The sequence below is a fragment of the Streptomyces sp. NPDC059875 genome (assembly GCF_042731085.1).
In the GTDB taxonomy this organism is placed as follows: domain Bacteria; phylum Actinomycetota; class Actinomycetes; order Streptomycetales; family Streptomycetaceae; genus Streptomyces.
Map to the genome: position 1 here is coordinate 124,575 of NZ_JBHWJZ010000025.1, position 17,125 is coordinate 141,699.

The 17,125-nt window shown below is 68.5% G+C and carries 18 protein-coding genes and 1 pseudogene; 12 read left to right on the top strand and 7 right to left on the bottom strand.

Going from position 1 to position 17,125, the window contains the following annotated elements; translation table 11 throughout:
- Positions 1-75 precede the first annotated feature (75 nt).
- The gene (locus tag ACFV9D_RS27670; RefSeq protein ID WP_385151691.1) at positions 76-1,008 is read right to left on the bottom strand and encodes a dihydrodipicolinate synthase family protein; all 933 of its coding nucleotides are present in this window, start codon (positions 1,006-1,008) and stop codon (positions 76-78) included.
- Between the two features lie 71 nt (positions 1,009-1,079).
- Here ACFV9D_RS27670 and ACFV9D_RS27675 point away from each other — a divergent pair, with 71 nt between their 5' ends.
- Positions 1,080-2,081 carry a LysR family transcriptional regulator gene (locus ACFV9D_RS27675; protein WP_385151694.1) on the top strand — a complete coding sequence of 334 codons (1,002 nt, stop codon included), beginning with the start codon at positions 1,080-1,082 and terminating at the stop codon, positions 2,079-2,081.
- 252 nt (positions 2,082-2,333) lie between these two features.
- Here ACFV9D_RS27675 and ACFV9D_RS27680 read toward each other — a convergent pair whose 3' ends face one another.
- Together ACFV9D_RS27680 and ACFV9D_RS27685 are read right to left on the bottom strand one after the other, a co-directional pair.
- Positions 2,334-2,801 (bottom strand): SUKH-3 domain-containing protein, encoded by a 468-nt coding sequence (locus ACFV9D_RS27680; protein WP_385151697.1) that lies wholly within the window; start codon positions 2,799-2,801, stop codon positions 2,334-2,336.
- Positions 2,802-3,008: 207 nt separating this feature from the next.
- Positions 3,009-3,677, bottom strand: coding sequence for a class I SAM-dependent methyltransferase (locus ACFV9D_RS27685; protein WP_385151700.1), 669 nt, complete (start codon positions 3,675-3,677; stop codon positions 3,009-3,011).
- Between the two features lie 396 nt (positions 3,678-4,073).
- Between ACFV9D_RS27685 and ACFV9D_RS27690 the strand changes: the two genes are divergently transcribed.
- The 5 genes from ACFV9D_RS27690 (at position 4,074) to ACFV9D_RS27710 (ending at position 9,177) form a co-directional block, all read left to right on the top strand.
- Positions 4,074-4,577 (top strand): N-acetyltransferase, encoded by a 504-nt coding sequence (locus tag ACFV9D_RS27690; protein WP_136224069.1) that lies wholly within the window; start codon positions 4,074-4,076, stop codon positions 4,575-4,577.
- Between the two features lie 269 nt (positions 4,578-4,846).
- Entirely contained in the window at positions 4,847-5,542 is a 696-nt protein-coding gene (locus ACFV9D_RS27695; protein WP_385151704.1) for an IS5 family transposase, read from the top strand.
- Between the two features lie 207 nt (positions 5,543-5,749).
- A complete protein-coding gene (locus ACFV9D_RS27700; protein WP_385151707.1) occupies positions 5,750-7,384 on the top strand; it encodes a cutinase family protein in 1,635 nt (544 codons plus the stop codon).
- 163 nt (positions 7,385-7,547) lie between these two features.
- Positions 7,548-7,955, top strand: a complete 408-nt coding sequence (locus ACFV9D_RS27705; RefSeq protein ID WP_385151710.1) for a hypothetical protein — start codon at positions 7,548-7,550, stop codon at positions 7,953-7,955.
- 268 nt (positions 7,956-8,223) lie between these two features.
- The gene (locus ACFV9D_RS27710; protein ID WP_385151713.1) at positions 8,224-9,177 is read left to right on the top strand and encodes an immunity 49 family protein; all 954 of its coding nucleotides are present in this window, start codon (positions 8,224-8,226) and stop codon (positions 9,175-9,177) included.
- Between the two features lie 120 nt (positions 9,178-9,297).
- Here the strand turns inward: ACFV9D_RS27710 and ACFV9D_RS27715 are convergent, their stop codons facing one another.
- On the bottom strand, positions 9,298-9,642 hold the full coding sequence (locus tag ACFV9D_RS27715) for a winged helix-turn-helix transcriptional regulator (RefSeq protein WP_385151716.1): 345 nt from the start codon (positions 9,640-9,642) through the stop codon (positions 9,298-9,300).
- Positions 9,643-9,710: 68 nt separating this feature from the next.
- On the opposite strand from ACFV9D_RS27715, the gene ACFV9D_RS27720 reads away from it, so the two are divergent.
- From ACFV9D_RS27720 to ACFV9D_RS27740, 5 genes are all read left to right on the top strand, one after another.
- Entirely contained in the window at positions 9,711-10,271 is a 561-nt protein-coding gene (locus ACFV9D_RS27720; RefSeq protein ID WP_385151719.1) for a carboxymuconolactone decarboxylase family protein, read from the top strand.
- A 17-nt stretch (positions 10,272-10,288) separates the two neighbouring features.
- The gene (locus ACFV9D_RS27725; RefSeq protein ID WP_385151722.1) at positions 10,289-11,185 is read left to right on the top strand and encodes a PhzF family phenazine biosynthesis protein; all 897 of its coding nucleotides are present in this window, start codon (positions 10,289-10,291) and stop codon (positions 11,183-11,185) included.
- A 264-nt stretch (positions 11,186-11,449) separates the two neighbouring features.
- Entirely contained in the window at positions 11,450-12,214 is a 765-nt protein-coding gene (locus ACFV9D_RS27730) for a class I SAM-dependent methyltransferase (RefSeq protein ID WP_385151725.1), read from the top strand.
- A 394-nt stretch (positions 12,215-12,608) separates the two neighbouring features.
- Positions 12,609-12,761: a hypothetical protein gene (locus ACFV9D_RS27735; protein ID WP_385151727.1), complete on the top strand. Its 153-nt coding sequence runs from the start codon at positions 12,609-12,611 to the stop codon at positions 12,759-12,761.
- Between the two features lie 150 nt (positions 12,762-12,911).
- Positions 12,912-13,307 (top strand): VOC family protein, encoded by a 396-nt coding sequence (locus tag ACFV9D_RS27740; protein WP_385151730.1) that lies wholly within the window; start codon positions 12,912-12,914, stop codon positions 13,305-13,307.
- Positions 13,308-13,754: 447 nt separating this feature from the next.
- Here ACFV9D_RS27740 and ACFV9D_RS27745 read toward each other — a convergent pair whose 3' ends face one another.
- Positions 13,755-14,384: a TIGR03086 family metal-binding protein gene (locus tag ACFV9D_RS27745; protein WP_385151733.1), complete on the bottom strand. Its 630-nt coding sequence runs from the start codon at positions 14,382-14,384 to the stop codon at positions 13,755-13,757.
- Positions 14,385-14,805: 421 nt separating this feature from the next.
- Between ACFV9D_RS27745 and ACFV9D_RS27750 the strand changes: the two genes are divergently transcribed.
- Entirely contained in the window at positions 14,806-14,979 is a 174-nt protein-coding gene (locus ACFV9D_RS27750) for a hypothetical protein (protein ID WP_385151736.1), read from the top strand.
- A 282-nt stretch (positions 14,980-15,261) separates the two neighbouring features.
- Here ACFV9D_RS27750 and ACFV9D_RS27755 read toward each other — a convergent pair.
- Both ACFV9D_RS27755 and ACFV9D_RS27760 read right to left on the bottom strand, forming a co-directional pair.
- Positions 15,262-16,185: pseudogene (locus ACFV9D_RS27755) on the bottom strand (IS5 family transposase).
- Between the two features lie 58 nt (positions 16,186-16,243).
- On the bottom strand, positions 16,244-16,918 hold the full coding sequence (locus ACFV9D_RS27760) for a hypothetical protein (protein ID WP_385151738.1): 675 nt from the start codon (positions 16,916-16,918) through the stop codon (positions 16,244-16,246).
- Positions 16,919-17,125 lie beyond the last annotated feature (207 nt).

The window sequence follows — 17,125 nt, forward strand, 5'->3', positions numbered from 1 at the left end:
AGCGAGCGGGCGCGATCGGCTTGTATTGGCTTGTATCGAAGCCCACCGGGTTCCCCCCGGGGACCACGGGCCGTGTCAGGCTGCGGTCTCTTGGTGAGCTTGATGGGCTTGGTGGGTCCGGGCGGTGGCCAGGTCCGCCGCCCGCCGGACCGAATCGGCGGAGGCGGCCAGCAGCGGCAGCCGGACGGCCGGGCTGGGGATGCGCCCCTGGGAGTGCAACACCCCCTTGATCACGGTCGGGTTCGGCTCGGCGAAGAGCGCGGCGGACAGCCGGGCCAGCTCGGCTCCCAGCCTGCGGGCCGGTCCCGCAGCGTCGCGCTGCCACAGCGAGATCAGCTCGGCGAAGTCAGCGGTGCGGACATTGGCCGACGCCAGGATGCCGCCGCGGGCGCCCGCCGCGAGCAGCGGCGAGATGACGGCGTCATCGCCGCCGAGCACCGCGAAGCCCGGCGACGAGGTGCCGAGCAGTTCCATCGCCGCTGCGTCGATCGCGCCGGTCGCGTACTTGACCCCAACGACCTCCGGTAGGTGCCCGAGCGTGTTCAGAGTGCTGGTGCTGAGGGACTGACCGGTGCGGTACGGGATGTCGTAGACGACCAGCGGCAGGCCCCCGTGTTCGGCGAGTGCCGTGAAGTGCGCCAGCGTTCCCGCCTCACCGGGCCGGGTGTAGGGCGGCGCGGGAACCAGCGCCGCGGCGACGTCACCGCTCTGAGCGAGCTCCCGCAGTGTCGTGATGGCGGCGGCCGTGTCGTTGGTGCCGACGCCGACGATCAGCGGAGCGCCGTGTGCCCGGCAGGCGGCCGAGCAGATGCGGACAACGGCCCGCTTCTCCTCGGTGGTCAGCGTGGCCGCCTCCGCGGTGGTGCCCAGGGCAACGAGTCCGCGAGCGCCGGCCGACAGCGCCTCGCCGGCGAGGCAGGCGAGCGCGTCCGGGGCGAGGCGCAGGTCGTCGGTGAACGGAGTCACCAAGGGGACAAACAGGCCGGTGAGGTTTGCTTCGAGCTTCATGTGCCCAGCCTGCCCGGCACAAACCCAGTAGATCCAGTTCATGCTTCTATGCTTATGCGTAAGCTCACCTTATGCTCGATGTCCGACGTCTCCACCTGCTGCGCGAACTCGACCGACGCGGCACCATCGCGGCCGTGGCCGAGGCGCTGACCTTCACTGCCTCGGCCGTCTCCCAGCAGCTGGGCGTGCTTGAGCGCGAGGCCGGCGTGCCCCTGCTGGAACGAAGTGGCAGACGGGTGGTGCTCACGCCTGCGGGCCGCACCCTCGTCACTCACGCCGATGCCGTCCTCGAACGCCTCGAACTGGCGGTCTCCGAGCTGGCCGGGGCACGCGAGGGCATCGGCGGACCGCTGCGGATCGGGACGTTTCCCTCTGGCGGCCCTGCGATCGTGCCCGCCACGCTGGCCGAACTGGCCCTGCGGCATCCCGCACTGGAACCGATGGTGCAGGAGATCGACTCGGCGCGAGTCTCCGACGGCCTGCGCGCCGGCGAACTCGACGTGGCCCTCGTCCACGACTACGACTTCGTTCCCGCGTCACCGGACACCACGGTCGATCAGGTGCCCCTGTTGGAGGAGCCGATGTACCTGGCCACGGGCGACGCCACCGACAGCCCTCCCGCTACCGGTTCTGCCGCGCGCGGCGACACGCTGGCGGAGCTGCTCGGACCGTGGGCCACGTCCCCATGGATCACGGCCCGGGACGGTACGACCGGTCACGCGATGGCCGTACGCGCCTGTCAGGCGGCCGGTTTCCAGCCGCGCATCCGCCATCAGGTCAACGACTTCCGTACGGTCCTGGCACTGGCCGCGATCGGGCAAGGTGCCGGATTCGTACCGGAGATGGCCACCGTACGCGCCCCCGAGGGCGTGGTCCTGACCCGGCTGCCCCTCTTCCGTCGCTCGAAGGTCGCCTTCCGCGCGGGCGGCGGCACGCACCCGGCGATCGCAGCATTCGTGGCGGCGGCGCGAACAGCGGTGGGCGCCACGGACCGTGCCTCCTGGTCAGGGACGGAGACCAAAGAAACCTATTCGGTGAGGCAGTCGGGGCAGTCGTGGCATTCGGGGCAGTAGCGGCTGAAGACGGTGAGCACCCCGCCGGCGTTGGCCATGGTGACGGGCTCTGGTGCCGGCCGCGGTAGAGCGACTCGCCCGGGCACCTCGAACGCGACCTGGGTGTTGTCACCACCGCTGGCCTCTCCCTTCCCGGAAACTCGGGCGTCGTTGAAGCCGGGGTGAACCGGATCAAGATGCTTAAGCGTCAGATGTTCGGCCGCGCGGGATTCGAGCTCCTCCGCAAGCGAGTCCTGCTCGGCAGGTGACCTGTCACCGGGCCTGATCCGACTGCCTGTGTTCCTCGTCGATCCTACGGGGCATCACCCCGAGGATCAGATTCTCGAGGGCGTGCGGCATTGGCCCGAAGCTGGCGACCCAGGTTTCGACAAGGTAGATCTCACTGCCCTCATCGATACCAAGAAAGAATCGGCCGTGATCGAGTTCACCGAGAGGGAAGAGACGTCTCCCCAAGGCGTCGCTCCACTCGGAGAACCGGTCATCCTCTCCCCAAGTCAGCTCCGGGTCCAGTTCGAATGGCTCCCGGGCGCTGCTGATTCCCGGGCCACCAATGCTCACCGTAAGCCCTCCGAACTCCTGGAGGAACGTCTCCGCGGCATCGTGCATGACGATGCCGACCGCTTCGAACATGGACCGCCAGCCAGCCGTGTCGACCCGCCTGCCCGCCGTCCATCCCGAAGCCTCCAGGACCTCAAGCACCTCCGGCGACCATTCGCTCATGACAGGCCAGCTCCCCTCACCTTGAAGTATGCGGCGATCATCCCAGCAGACGACTCGAGAGAGAACAGCGAGTGACCGCACCACAAGAAGCGGACCAGAGCCTGAGAACGGGCGGCATTTCGACGCCGGTACGGGCAGCACTTGGGCGTCACTGCGAGACCGGAATGCTCAAGAGATGCGACGGCACCTCGCCTTCGGGGCCCCGGTTCACGCTGGCAGGGTCTGGGTGACGCGCCACAGCCTGCGCGGGAGGCCACCCTCCTCGAAGGCGTGGACCTCCCGAAGGCTCCAGCCCTTGGCCAGGGCGTCGAGCAGGTCGCGGGGGAAGAAATGGACGGCGAAGCCGCCGTGCTCCCAGATGTCATCCCCGTGCCCGGTCCCAACCTGGTAGTGCGCGTCTCCGGTGTGGCGGACGGTGTAGACGAAGGCGCCGCCAGGTCGAAGCACGCGTCGGACTTCTGCGACCAGGGCGTGGATCTCGTCGGTGGACAGTGCCATGCACAGCAGCATGTGTGCGAAGACCGCGTCCACCGAGGCGTCCGAGAGCGGCAGCGGCTCGCGGACATCGTGGACAGCCGTGGTGACCCGCTCGGCGACCTCTTGCACGGCGGCAGCCTCGCGCAGCTGCTCCAGCCCCACCGGACTGAAGTCGATGGCCAGCACGGAGAAACCCTCGCGGGCAAAATACAGCGCGTCACGTCCGTGCCCGGCGCCCAGCTCCAGCACCTCACGCGCACCGACGCCCCGGAACACCGCGGCAGCGTGGACGGCAGGCTCAGACGGCTCCTGGCCGTACATGCCGGGGTGCTCGCCGTAGGTCTGCTGCCAGTGCTCACGCTGCGCCTCGGCCAGCTCCTCCTGCCCGTCCTCCGACACGCTGACGCCCCATCTCTCCGCCTGATCAGGTATGAGGCCAGCCTAGATCCACACCGCACTGTCGAGCCCGTTGAGTAGGCCGGTCAGGCCCCGCCCGGCGCCTGGTGATATCCCGCTCTCGTGAACATCAAGCCCGACGCGGAAGAGGTGCCTTCCGAAGTGCCGAACAAACGCCGTCGCAATTCGGGTTCTGGCAGAACTTCCGTGAAGCGGCTGCGGAGAGTCACATGCTTGCATGCTTCAGAAGCCGTTGCCATACCGATCTTGGAGTCTGTCGATCGAACGGGAATCTCGATCGGGTGATCGCGGACACTGCCCGGCATGAGAGCCGGTCCTGGCGGTATACGGGCCAAATCCAAAGGAACGGAGGGCCGCGCGCTGCTACGGTCGGGCGCTATGAGCTGGCTCCCCGATAACTTCGTCCATCCCGTCCTGGTACCGCTGCCGGGCAGTGGTCATCACCTGCGGCCGATCCGGGAGGCGGACACCCCGCTCGACTATCCGGCTGTGATGGGTTCGCGCGAGCGGCTGTGGACCATCTTCGGCCCAGCCTGGGGCTGGCCTGCGGCCACCATGACCTACGAGGCCGACCAGGCCGACCTGTTGCGGCACGAGAAGGAGATCGCCGCACACCAGTCTTTCAACTACGCGCTGTTCGACGCGGCGGAGACAGCTCTGCTCGGCTGCGTCTACATCGACCCACCGGAGAGGGCCGGCGCGGACGGCGAGATCTCCTGGTGGGTGGTGGACGAGCTGGTGGACAGCAAGGTCGAGCAGGCCCTCGATGAGCTGGTGCCGCAGTGGATCGCCGCCGACTGGCCGTTCGAGCAGCCGCGCTTCCTCGGCCGAGAGATCTCCTGGTCGGACTGGCTCACCCTGCCGGAGCACTCCGACGCGTAAGTAGCTTTTGTCGTACCGAGAGGTTCGGTTGCGGGGCGAACTTGGGTGCTCGGTTGGGTGATCGGCTCGTGGCCGGTGAATGAAGGCAGGGCCTCCCGCACAGCTCATGGGTGTTGAAGTCCATTCGAGCGTCAGGAGGCCCTGTGCCTCAGTCTTCCGTGCCGGTGTCCGTGGAGTCCAACCCTGACATCCCGTCGTGTGTCTGTCTCGCCCATGTGTACGGGAACGCGGCCGACCACGGTGTGCGAAGGCGTCATTACCCCTCGGACATGACGGACCGGGAGTGGGCCCAGGTCCGTGCCGCGATGCCGGTGCCCGGCTGGCTGGAGGGCCGTGGCGGGCAGCCGGAAAGCTATTGCCACCGGCAGATGATCGACGCGATCCGCTTCCTCGTGGACAACGGAATCAAGTGGCGGGCGATGCCAGTGGACTTTCCCGCCTGGCACCGGGTCTACGTGTTCTTCCGCCGCTGGCGGGACAAGGGCCTGGTCAAAGAGTTCCACGACCGGCTGCGTGGGAAGACCCGCGCCGCGGCCGGCCGGGGCCCGGAGCCGACCGCAGGCATCATCGACTCCCAGTCGGTCAAGGCCGCCGCGTCCGTGCCCGCCTCCTCACGCGGCTTCGAGGGTGGGAAGAAGATCAACGGCCGCAAGCGGCACATCGTGGTCGACACGACAGGGCTGCTGTTGACGGTCATGGTCACCGCGGCGAACGTGACCGACCGGGAGGCGGCCCAGGTTCTGCTCACCCGGCTGACCAGGAGGTTCTTCCTGCTCAGGGCTGGTCTGGGCCGACGGCGGCTCCACCGGTCCTCTGGTCGACTTCGCCGCGAAGGCACTGCGTCTCGCACTCACGGTCGTCAAACGCGATGCGGACCTGTCGGGAGCAACTCCACCCGCTGCCGGGCAGCGACCTCCCGCTCCTCGATCAACCCCATCACCGACGGCATCTGGCACCTCCACTAAGACGTCGTGCTGCTGCTCTGGTACTGGCAGATCAGCAACATCGCCATGTCGCCGGCAAAGGAGGACGATCGTCAACTTGTAAGGCTGATCCGTGCGTTCCTCTCACCCTTCCCCCATGGCGGAACACCATTCCGTACGCGCCGGGGCGCTTGACTTTTGTGCTCGTACCCGCACTCGTGGCCTGACGAAAAAGAGGGGGACTCGCGCATGAGGAGACCGAGCGCACCAAGAGGACCGTTACACCTGCCGTTGTGGGCGGCGGTCCTCGCCCTGCTGGCCGGCGTGCTGTCGGCGGCCCAGATCGCCGCCGCGCCCCGGGCCGCGGCCCTCCCACCGCCTCCGCAGCCGGCGATGAACTGCGACAAGCCCTGGGTGATCATCAGCGCCTACGGCACCTCGGAGTACGTCAAAGAGGGGGAGACCACTCCCTACGGCTCCACCGGCGTCAACGACACGTACGTCCGGGCGGTGAAGAAGGAGCTCGTGGCGCAGGGCGTGCGGCCCGGTGAGATCACCGCCCGCAATCTTCCCTATCCCGCCTCGGCCCTGGACTGGCCGCTCCACTTTCCCTGGCCGTTCGGCGACCATCCGGGGCCGGTCGACTACTGGCCCTCGATGTACCAGGGGCGCGACGAACTGGTCCGTGAGATCCAGTTCTACGCCTCCTGCGCGAGCCGTCCGACGCTCATCCTGATCGGCTTCTCCCAGGGCGGCCAGGTCGTCAAGAACGCTCTCGCCTCCCACGCAGTGACCGGGGATCAGCGCCGTTCCGACACGGTCGGCGCCGCCATCACGATCGGCGACGCGTCCCGGCACAACGGGCAGCTCGGGATGGCGCAGAACGGCCAGATGCTCACCCTCGGCCCCGATTACCGGCCCGCGGACACCTCCGTCGACCGTGGCGGGCTGATGCAGCGTCTCCCCGTGCCCTCGGTGTTCGCCGGGATGATCGGCGACGGACGGTACTTCGACGTCTGCCGGACCGACGACCTGGTCTGCAACAAGCCCGGCCGTCCGGGCACGGGCAACTGGATGGAGGAGTTCCTCCAGAGCATCATCGGAGGCGCGGGGAACCCACCCCACATCTCCTACCGGGACAATGCCCAGGAGAACGGGAACCCGGTGATCGCGTGGCAGAACCGGCAGGGCGCGCGCATCGCGGCCCGGACCGCAGAGCGTGCCGTGGCCGCGGCGATGGCGCAGCGCGGCATCGTGCACCCACCGCCCCGCCCCCCGGGCCCGCCGGACGGGACCACGCCGGTGCAGATGTGGGCCAGAAACGTCAACGTCCGTACCGCACCGACCCGGGACGCCGCCATCAGCCATCGGTTCGCGGAGCCCACCACCGTGTACGTCGCCTGCCAACAGCGTGGTGAGAAGGTGACGTCCGGGAACGTCACCAATGACGTCTGGTCGTATCTGCCCGAGCAGCACGGCTGGATCAGCAACCTCTATCTGCGCGGTCCGGCGTGGATTCCGAACGTGCCCCGGTGCGCGGGGGCACCTGAGACGCCGGCCGCTCAGAAGCCCTACCGGTGCTCCATCGGCGGCAATCCGAACGACTGGTGCGCACGCGTCACCGGCATCCACCCCGGGTCGTTCCTCGGCCTGCAGAACGCGCCCGACTACGACCACGGGCGCAATCAGTACTACCGCGGCCAGAACGGCAACCAGCTCATCCTGCAGTGCTGGACCGAGGGGGCGGTGGACGCCGACGGCACCGGAAACCGGTACTGGTTCTTCGTCGACACCGGTGGCGCACTGTCCGGCGGGTATGTGAACGACCACTATCTGACGACGGGCAGATACGCGGACTGGAGCAGGCTCATCCCGCGCTGCTGACCTGCGCGTTGGTCCTGGTGGTGCCGCGCTCCCGGAGCGGTCCTCAGATCGAGGCCGCTCCGGCGAGCCGGCTGCGGCACCTCGGTGTCGATCGCCTGGCTCACCGCGCGAGGCGAGGCCGGCGCACCATACGAGCCGCACCACCACGGCCCGTTCCCGCGGGGTGCGGCTCCTGGCCCATCTCGCCCTGCGTGCCACTAGCATCAACGCGTCCGTCGCCGCCCTCATCCGGGATGCCGACAGCCCCGGGATCGAGGGCCGCGTACGCGTCCTGCGTACTGAGCTCGACGTTGCCGGGCTCACCTCCATGACGTCCACCCTCGAGCTGGCCCTCGCCTTCCACCAGGCTGTCATGGACGCCCAAGGCGCGCTGACTGCCACGATCTCCCGGCTGCGCGGCCTGACCCGGAACGGGGACTTCGCGTACTACATCGCATCCTTCATGGCCGACCTCCCGCTGCCCGCCGGACACGTGGCGCCGCGATGGCTGGACGGTGAACAGGCCACCCGCGCACGGTGGCGCGAGCTCGTCACCACCCGGCGCGATCTTCTGCATACCCAACGCCGCTGAGGGAGGTGTCAGTTGCCAGGGTGTGCGCGTGCGGCCCGCACCGACTCCTCAGTGCGGCCACCAGATCCACCGCCTGTTGGAGCTGGGGCGGCGCGCCCAGCTCTCCGCCCGACACTTCGTGTTGACGACTACGCGTACTACGCCGACATCGCGGGCTGGAACTGGGCTGGCCGCACCCGCCGACGAGGCCGGGCGTTCGGGTAACGATGTCCGAGGGCGCTGATAGCGTGCCGCTTTCCGGCGGATCGATCTTGAAAGGACGGCACTCGTGCAGGCAGTGGCGCATCACGACGTGAGCGAGGAGCGCATAGCCCAGGCGCTCGACGACATCGACGGGCGGGCCTTCGGGAGGTGGCACAGCATGCGTTATGGCAGCTTTCGCCTCAACCGGCTGCGGGAGATGGCCGACGAGCTGCTCGATCACGTCGCCGCTCGCGCGCTGACGGAGCCCGGGCTCGACGAAACCTCGCGCCACGCGCTGGTGACGGCTGCGGAGTGCTCGTTGGGCGTGATCAGTCTCGGCTGCTACCCCAACGGCGACCAGGAGATCACGTTGCTGCTCGTGCGTGAGGAGCTGACCAGCGAGGAGATGGCGTTCCAGGACGTCGTCGACGAGGCTCCCACGGCCCGTACGTGGCTGGACACGTTCGCAGCGGTCGTGGTCAGCGGACTGGTGTGGGACTGGCGGCGGGTCACGGGACTGCTATTGCGCGGTGACTTCGCCCCCGCGATCCGCGACGGAGTGCCGTACTCGAAGCTGACCTCGACGTCGGAGCCGGCCGACCTGGCCGCGATGGAGGCGCTCTGCCTCTATCTGACCGAGGCAAGCGGGCACCTGCCCCGCGACTGGCCGACCGTGCCGCTGCGCAAGCCGGACCCGCAGGAGCGAGCCGATGCCGCCCAGCGGCTCGACGCGGCCCCGGCGCTGACTCCGGATCAGCGACTGCTGCGCGTCCTGCTCGACGACGACCGGCGCGCCTTCGAGCAGGCCCTGGCGGCCCGGCTCGTCGTCCACCGCGAGAGCGTGGGCACAGACCCAGCCCCGCGCACGCTGCTGCCGCCCGACGCCCTCGCCCTGGCGGCGCTCGCCGTCCAGGTGCACGGATGGGAGCTGGACGTCCGCTCCGCATACTTGCCTCACGGCATCGTGGGTCGCTCGGACGCCCTCCAGCGCGCCGCGGGCGCGGGTGACAACAACCTCGGGTCCTGGCACGCGAAGTAGGCGGGGGCGGGTGCCGTCACAGCCAGGCTCACAGTCAGACGTTGGGCGGGAGCGCGCACTAAGGACTCCTAACGGAATGATCTTTGAGGTGGTTGGATCCGATCGGTGCTGTTGTGGTCCTCATGATGAGTCGGCGTCCGTTTCGCCCGCCCATCGCTGGCTCCATGCGTCGAGCGGGCGGAGCGCATCGACGAGGTCGTTGCCGAGTGGGGTGAGGCGATAGCCGTCGGCGTGCAGGGCGAGCAGGCGGGCGTCGGTCAGCTCGCCGAGCCGGGCGCTGAGCACGCTGGAGGACATGCGCTCACATCGGCGTTGCAGCTCGCGGAAGCCTGCCGGGGTTTGGTGCAGCTCCCACAGGATGCGCAGCGTCCAGCGCCGCCCGAGCAGATCGAGTGCGGCCATGACCGGACGGCCCGACTCGGACCCTCGTACCGGTGTGCCTGGCCGCGGCGTTCTGGCTTCCATGCCCGCTCCTTGTGCTTCTGTTCTCGAAGCAGCATAGTGCTTCGAGAACAGAAGCGAAGGAGTGGCGCATGCCGCGCATCGAACCACTCGAACCGCCGTACTCCGCGCAGATCGACCGGGCGCTCCGGAGGTGGATGCCGCCCGGGGTGGCGCACGAGCCTCTGGCGTTGTTCCGGGTGCTGCACCGCAACCCCGAGTTGGCCTCCCGCATGTTCGCCGTGGGCGCCGGACTGCTCGGCCACGGACTCCTCCCCGACCTGGACCGCGAGATCGTCATCGCCAGGGTGACCGCCCGCGCCGGCTGCTCCTACGAATGGGGCGTGCACGCCTCCGTCTTCTCCCAGCAGGTCGGACTCAGCCCTGAGCAGCTCCGCGCGACCGCCGACACCGACCCCACGTCCAACGCCTGCTGGCCGCCACGGCATGCGGCGCTGCTCGGCGCCGTCGACGAGCTGCACGACACCGCCCACCTCTCGCACGCGGCGTGGAGCGCCCTGCGTGACCACTACGAGGAGGCCCAACTGCTGGAGTTCCTCGTGCTGACCGGCTGGTACCGGACCATCAGCCATCTGGCCAACGGACTCCTCCTGGACGAGGAAACCTGGGCCACCCCCTACCCGGCTCGCTGACCACGGGGCCGGCGCTGATGAGCGGGCGTGGTCTGCCTGTAGCCATCGTCCGCGCGTGTCTGCGCGAAGGCAGAGGCGGCAGCCCCACCGCGGTGATGGACGAGGCGCCGTTGAACGACGACGAGCGCCGTCGTGTGCCGGTATTGATGGGCACGTCGCATGCCGTCTTCGTCTCGGTGCACGACGGCCGACCCGGCGGGCCCGCGGTTTCCCTTCGTTTCTTCACTGCCGAGGGAGAACTGCCTGCGTGCGGCCATGGGACGGTTGCCGCTCTGGCCTTCCTGGCCGGGCGAGCCGGGGGCAAGAAGTACCGAACCACTCTCCATGCGGCAGGGCGTGTCTTCGCCGGCTGGTCCGTACGGGAGAAGAGACATGTCAATGCCGCCTTCGAACCCGGTCCGGTCGACCTGCGCGAGCCCACGGGGATCGAGCGCGACCTCGTCCTGCCCGCTCTCGGCGTCGCCTCGGACATGCTCGCGCACGGTACCCGCGTCGCCTCGGTGGGGCGGCCCCGATTACTGGTTCCCGTGCGTTCGCGGTCCGTACTCGCCGCCCTCGGCCCGGACCTCGAACGGCTCCGTACCGCCTGTGACCGTCTCGGCTTCCTGGGCTGCTACGTCTACTCCGTGCCGACGTCCACGGGCCGCATCGCGGCCCGCATGTTCGCCCCGTCGATCGGTGTCGCCGAGGACATCGCCAACGCCAACAGCACCGCATGTCTCGCTGCTCACCTAGCCGTTCGGGACATCACCGCCATCACCAACATCACCAACATCACCGACCTCGCCGTCGACATGGGCGACTCCCTCGGCAGCCCGTCCACGATCACCGCCACCGCACAGCACAGCCCGTCCGGCCTGCTTGTCCACGTGGGCGGCGCCGCGGAGCTCACGCGCATCGTCCGCCTGCCATAGCCGACCCGTACGTCATCAGCCGCAGGTGGGCCAGCTCGAAAGCCGGGCAGCTTCCAGGACTTCACGGCGGTGGTCTTCTTCGGCCGGCGGGCGGGTGAGGCTGCGCCGATCCTGGACGGCGCGTCTCGGCCCAAGCACGCCACGACGATCACCGACCCATCGACATGCGTTCTGTCAGCAGTTCTCAGACGTCGTTTCCTTTGGCGTCCGTGGGGTGCGGAGGTGTTCTTGTTTGGGTGTGATCCCTGGGTGAGGATCGGTTCCATGAGCCGTGTCTATGACGACGAGCGACTGGCTGGCGCCTACGAGCGTGGCAACGAGATGCCCGAGGCCTCGCTGCGGGCCTGGGTCGAGCTGATCGCTGCCTATGCGCAGCGGTCGTCGCCTTCCATCGTTGAGATCGGATCGGGAACGGGCATGTTCTCGGCCGCGATGGCTCGCTGGATCGAGGGAAGTGAGGTGGTGGCCGTCGATGCGTCCAAGGTGATGCTCGCCGAGGCCCGACGGCATCATCCGCATCCCGCCGTGCGGTATCTGTCGGGGGAGGCGGAGGCGGTGCCCGCCGCTGCGGGCGTCTTCGATCTGGCCTTGATGTCCCGCGTAATCCATCACATCCCCGACCGCGTGCGAGCGGCCCGGGAACTGGTCCGCGTGCTGCGCGTCGGCGGGAAGGTAGTCGTCCGCACGACGTTCCGCGAACGGCTGGATGCGCTGGTGTACGACTACTGGCCGCAGCTCCGGGCGATCGATGAGCGACGCTTTCCGAGCGAAGCGGAAGTGGTCGCCGACTTCGTCTCTGCCGGGTTCACCTTGGACGAGGTCACCTCCTTTGCCCAGCCGGTCGCAGCGAACCTGGCGGATTACCACGCCAGGCTGGTCAGCCGGCCTCAGTCGAAGTTCACCCATCTCACCGATGAGGAGTTCCACTGGGGCCTTGAACGCCTGGAGGCCGCGGCCCGGAGAGAGGCGTTGGACAAGCCCCGGCCAGTCCTCGAACGCTACGACGTGGCCGTGTTCTCCCGCTCCTGACGGGCGCTTCGTCGCTTCAGGCGGCGGTAGCCGATGAGGGTTGCGGCTATGCCGACGAAGGCCAGGAAGTTCTTACCCACGTCCAGTCGACGAAGGTCCGGTTCTGACACGGCCGAATTCCGGGACTGCTGATGAAACATATTCGGCGGGCCGCTATACAACGCTCTGGCGGTGGCCCACTTGCGAATCCACCCCACGAATACGAGGCCGACGATGACCACGCCCTGGCCGGCCCGGAGCACCGCACGCCGACCGCCCCCGCGTAGCCGCGCCCCGCGAGCTGGTCGACCACGCCCGCATCGGCAGGCGCGTCGTGCGGTGCCGTGCCAAAGGCATGGACGCCGACGCCGTCGCGGCGGCCCTCGAGGAAGCCCGGCTCGACGCGCGCTAGGACTTGCGGCACGAGCACCTGGCCGACGACGACCGCGGCTGCGCGGAGCTTGCGGAGTGGGAGCGCACCGTTCGGGAGCGTGCGGCTCGCCTCGACTTCGAGACGGTGGACACCGCGCTGCAGGCGACTGCCCGCGCCGTGGAGTCCGCAGGATGATCCTCCTTCAGTGAACCCTTGTCGGTAATGTCGCCTGACAGTTCGTGACCTCTGTTCAGGTGCTGCAGCCCTGTTCGAGCTGGAGCTGGAGCGGGACGAGGGCGGCTCGGGCCAATACTCTGAGTCCCGTCCGCACTATCTGGGAGAGTCATGACAAGTAGGTTCACCGAGTTGGCCGTTGACTGCCACGATCCGGAGAGACTCGCGGCCTTCTGGTGCGAGGTCCTGGACTTCAAGGTGATAGACAAAAGCGAGGGCAAGGTTGAGATCGGCTCCTGGGTGCCGACCGTCGAGGATGTCCGGGCTCGCCAGATGCCTCCCACACTGCTGTTCATCCAGGTGCCCGAGGGTAAGACCGTGAAGAACCGACTTCATCTCGAGGTCAGCCCGATCAACGGCAGCACCGAGAACGAGGTGACCAGGTTGCTCAGCCTCGGCGCCACCAAGACGGATGTGGGCCAAGGCCCAGGCCGAAGCTGGGTGGTCATGGCAGACCCCGAGGGCAACGAGTTCTGCGTCCTGCGCACCCTGGCGCCGCTGAACTAGGCCGCGAGCATGCACCCGCCCCGTCACTCACCGCAACCTCACGTTGCCGAGAAGACCTCAGTAACCTCCGCGACCGCTCCCCAAGATCTGCGCCAGAACCCCGATCGCGTGCAGAGCCAGAGCAGTGAGATGGCGGGCCAGAACACAGCGCCCGCGGCTGTGATGACGAGTGCGGTGAGGCCTGCGTATCAGGGCTGTCCGGCAGTGCCCCAACTGCTGCGAGTGGCATCCGGAAGAGTCAGCGCCTGTCTCGGAATGTTCGAGGCAGGCGGCGTGTCCTCGGACAGGCGCTGAACGTCATTGCCACGACGCTACCTGTGACCTGCTTGTTCTGCTGGGCCTGCACGGCCGGCTGATGTCGTTCGCCCACCGGGGCGGCCGGAGTCCCGTGGACGTGGTGGGCTGGTGTACGCCGGGGGACAGTCGCCGTTGTCTTCTCCTGGTTCGTCAGGACGCCGGAGGACGCCAGTCCGGGTGTCGGCCGCTCAGGCCCACCACTCGGTCGAGCAGGGGCGCGTCGTGCGGGACCGGGACGATCGGGCCGAAGAATCCTTCCTCGGCCGGAGCGTCTTCCTCTGGAGTCAGCAGGGTCTCGGACACCGCCAGTTCCTCCTCGCTCACCTCGTAGGCCTGGCCCGTCGCCCGCGCGAGGTCCCAGCCGTGGATCAGCAGCTCGTTGAGCGCGACCATGCCCATGACGGAGGCCGGCAGCTCGACGCCACCCGCCTGGGTGTCTCCCTCCCAGGCGCCTGGCTCGCGCCAGGCCGCCGCCAGTGCGTCGAGCGCCTTCGGCAGCCCGGTACGCCAGTCGTCCGCCAGGACCGGCCGGACCGAGCCGGGCGGCGTACCGGTCGTCGGCCCGAAGTCTTTGCGGGCCGCGTCGCGGAAGGCCACGCTCAGCCCTGCGACATGCGCGAGTACCTCCCGTACCGCGTACTGCGGACATGGCGTCGGGTCCCCGAGCCGCTCGTCGTCGATGCCCTCGGCGAGCCGTGCCACCCGCTCCGCGGCCGTTCCCAGATCGATGTGCTGCGTCTTCTCCATGCACCAAAGACCGTCGAGGACGTCAGAACTCATCGCTCCGTGCCGATTCGGCGCCCGCGCTCCATCGCCTGACGCGGGATACCCGCCGCGATCGCTTCGTACGGCCGTCTGCAGCCGCCCGGCCGGTCTGCCCGTACTGGCCGTCGAGCAGCATCTCGTACCGCGACAGCGCGTGCCGCGAATAGCTCCGCTGCCGGCGCACCAGCGCCAGTGCCCGGCTTGCCGGCCGGATGGCTCGCCGTCGCCGATCAGCTGCCCGGGGTCCGGGAAGAAGACGCTTTTGATCGACTCCGCGGTGAGGGATCGGGGCGCCGGCGGCGCCCCAGCCGGCCCTGGGGCGTATGTCTCGGGGCTTGTAGGAGTGAGTGCCCTGTGGACGAGAAAGAATCTCCAGGGGAAAACGGCACACCGCACGGAAAGGTCCGGCGGCGGGAAGCCTTCCGAGGGGGATGTCATGGACGCTGACGAGGATCGCGACGGGCGCGACGAGGACGCCCGTCGCAGGCAGAACAGGTACTGGGCGATCGGTGTCACGATCGCTCTGGTCGCGTTCGCTCTCTTCCTGATCTCCATCTACGAAGACCCCGGTCCGGTCTGCGGCACCGGTCAGGACAAGGGCCCCTGCTGAACGCGCCTTCCGCTGCGCCGGGGACCGGCCGCTGCGGAAGTTTCCGGCCGATCATGGACTCGGATGCTCCCGGGACGTCCGGCATCGGGACCTGCACGGTTCACCTGGCCACCTGGCACGGGGCAGAAGCTCGTGCCCGTGGTGATCACGGCCGGTTTACCCGTCGCGGACAGCCGATCCGCACTGTGCGTCGGCCTGCGCCGTACCGCGTCCAGCCGCCCCACCGGGTCGAGTGCGGCTCCCGACCGGACCGCCCACTAGGTCTTGTCCGGGCGATCACGTTCACAGCCAGATGGAGAGGGCTGCTGCTGTGACGGTGCCCAGGAAGACGTAGCCGCGCTTGTCGTAGCGAGTGGCGACCGCCCGGTACTGCTTCAAACGATTGATCGCCCGCTCGACGGTGTTGCGTTTCTTGTACCGCTCTTCGTCGAAACCGATTGGCCGTCCGCCGCGAGAGCTTTTGCGTAAGCGGGCAGCCTGGCTATCGGCCTTCTCCGGGATCGTGTGCCGGATGCCCCGACGACGCAGGTACTCGCGGCAGGGGCCGCTGCTGTACGCCTTGTCCGCCGCGAGGCTGTCAGGCCTCCTCCGCGGCCTGCCCGGCCCGATCCGCGGGACGCGAATCTTCTCCAACACCGGCTCGAACTGTGTGCAGTCCGCCCGCTGTCCCGGGGTGATGATCAGAGACAACGGACGGCAGAGGCCGTCCGCACTCAGATGGAGCTTGGTCGTGAACCCGCCGCGCGAGCGGCCCAAGCCCTCACCTTCTGCACCACCTCCGCCAGACGGGCGACGAGGCTCTGCCACGGCGTCTCGTCCTGGTGTTCTGCCGGCACGTCCCCCTTTGAGGCGGGAGCCGGCGGCGGATCGGTGCGGGCGCAGGCGGCGTGCTGATGTGCACGCACCACGATGGAGTCGACCGAGATGTTCCAGCCGACCTCCCCGGCCATGTCGGCCTCGGCCTGGACCTGCCGGAGCAAGCGTTCCCAGGTTCCGTCGGCCGACCATAGGCGGTGGCGTTCATAGACCGTCTTCCACGGACCGAACCGTTCGGGCAGGTCACGCCAGCACGCCGGTCCGCACCCGGTGCAGAATCCCGTTCATCACCTGCCGGTGATCCCGCCACCGGCCGCAACGACCGTTACTGACCGGCAGGAACGGCCGAAGCCGCTCCCATTCGGCATCCGTCAGGTCACCCCGCCCCATGACCACGTGAACGATTCGGCAACGGAGTAGTCACATAATCAGCTGGACGGCGACAATCTTACCGACCTCGCCGCCAGGGGGGCGCGTGGTCATCGGTCGGAACGGCTGACGGTCCCCGGTGCGCGCCCGCGAGCCATACGGCGATCCGCTTCTGCAACTCCTTGTCGGCAAGGGCATAGTCCCAATGTGCGTACCATTCCAGGTCCTGCAGGATGTTCTCAGAGCGGGCCGGGTGGGCCACCGCACTCACGTCGACACCGATCTCGCCCGTCGAGCAGCTGATGTACACGCTGCTGTCGAGCGCCATCATGCCGAAGCCCGGGTGGCCCGCACGTATGCCGAGGAACGCCGATGCAGCACCCCGGCCCATGATGTCCCAGCGGTCCAGGAGCCGGATCCGGGTCCAGACCGCCGGTGCGGCACGGCGGCCATAGTGCTGGTTCTGCTTACGCAGGACGGCTTGGTGCGTGTGGGTGCCGTGGGTAAGCAGGACGAGGAACTCGCGCCGGTGGTCGAGAAGGCCCGAGGAGACCGCCAGGTCGTACCAGTCCTCGTTGAGACGCTCGACGAGCCGTGGGGTTTCGTACTGGCGGGAGAAGCGGCCGACAACGTCCTTGGGATGCCATCCGAAGACGAACGGCATCGTGCCGTCCGGCACTGCGTCCGGGATCACCTCGAGGCCGGCCCGCTGCAGCGGCCGGTACATCTTGCGTTGGCGCTCCTGGATACCCACCGGTCACTGTTTTACCAGGGCCAGCGCGCCAAGATCCCCCGGCCCGGCGCTTCCCCGTTTCCCGACCTCCCGGATTGGACCGGTGCTCGGATCAACCGCATGATCGGCCGGACAGGCCCTAGGGCCTGTCCGGAAAGTCATGGCAGCCAGAGTCGGAGGCAGGCGAGGGTGACCATGGCTTGGTAGTGGCTGGCGCGTTTGTCATAG

Bases quoted from the DNA above. Each gene is read 5' to 3' on its own strand.
- ACFV9D_RS27670 (WP_385151691.1), bottom strand. From the start codon at position 1,008: ATGAAGCTCGAAGCAAACCTCACCGGCCTGTTTGTCCCCTTGGTGACT.
- ACFV9D_RS27675 (WP_385151694.1), top strand. From the start codon at position 1,080: ATGCTCGATGTCCGACGTCTCCACCTGCTGCGCGAACTCGACCGACGC.
- ACFV9D_RS27680 (WP_385151697.1), bottom strand. From the start codon at position 2,801: ATGAGCGAATGGTCGCCGGAGGTGCTTGAGGTCCTGGAGGCTTCGGGA.
- ACFV9D_RS27690 (WP_136224069.1), top strand. From the start codon at position 4,074: ATGAGCTGGCTCCCCGATAACTTCGTCCATCCCGTCCTGGTACCGCTG.
- ACFV9D_RS27695 (WP_385151704.1), top strand. From the start codon at position 4,847: ATGACGGACCGGGAGTGGGCCCAGGTCCGTGCCGCGATGCCGGTGCCC.
- ACFV9D_RS27700 (WP_385151707.1), top strand. From the start codon at position 5,750: ATGAGGAGACCGAGCGCACCAAGAGGACCGTTACACCTGCCGTTGTGG.
- ACFV9D_RS27715 (WP_385151716.1), bottom strand. From the start codon at position 9,642: ATGGAAGCCAGAACGCCGCGGCCAGGCACACCGGTACGAGGGTCCGAG.
- ACFV9D_RS27720 (WP_385151719.1), top strand. From the start codon at position 9,711: ATGCCGCGCATCGAACCACTCGAACCGCCGTACTCCGCGCAGATCGAC.
- ACFV9D_RS27725 (WP_385151722.1), top strand. From the start codon at position 10,289: ATGAGCGGGCGTGGTCTGCCTGTAGCCATCGTCCGCGCGTGTCTGCGC.
- ACFV9D_RS27730 (WP_385151725.1), top strand. From the start codon at position 11,450: ATGAGCCGTGTCTATGACGACGAGCGACTGGCTGGCGCCTACGAGCGT.
- ACFV9D_RS27740 (WP_385151730.1), top strand. From the start codon at position 12,912: ATGACAAGTAGGTTCACCGAGTTGGCCGTTGACTGCCACGATCCGGAG.
- ACFV9D_RS27745 (WP_385151733.1), bottom strand. From the start codon at position 14,384: ATGAGTTCTGACGTCCTCGACGGTCTTTGGTGCATGGAGAAGACGCAG.
- ACFV9D_RS27750 (WP_385151736.1), top strand. From the start codon at position 14,806: ATGGACGCTGACGAGGATCGCGACGGGCGCGACGAGGACGCCCGTCGC.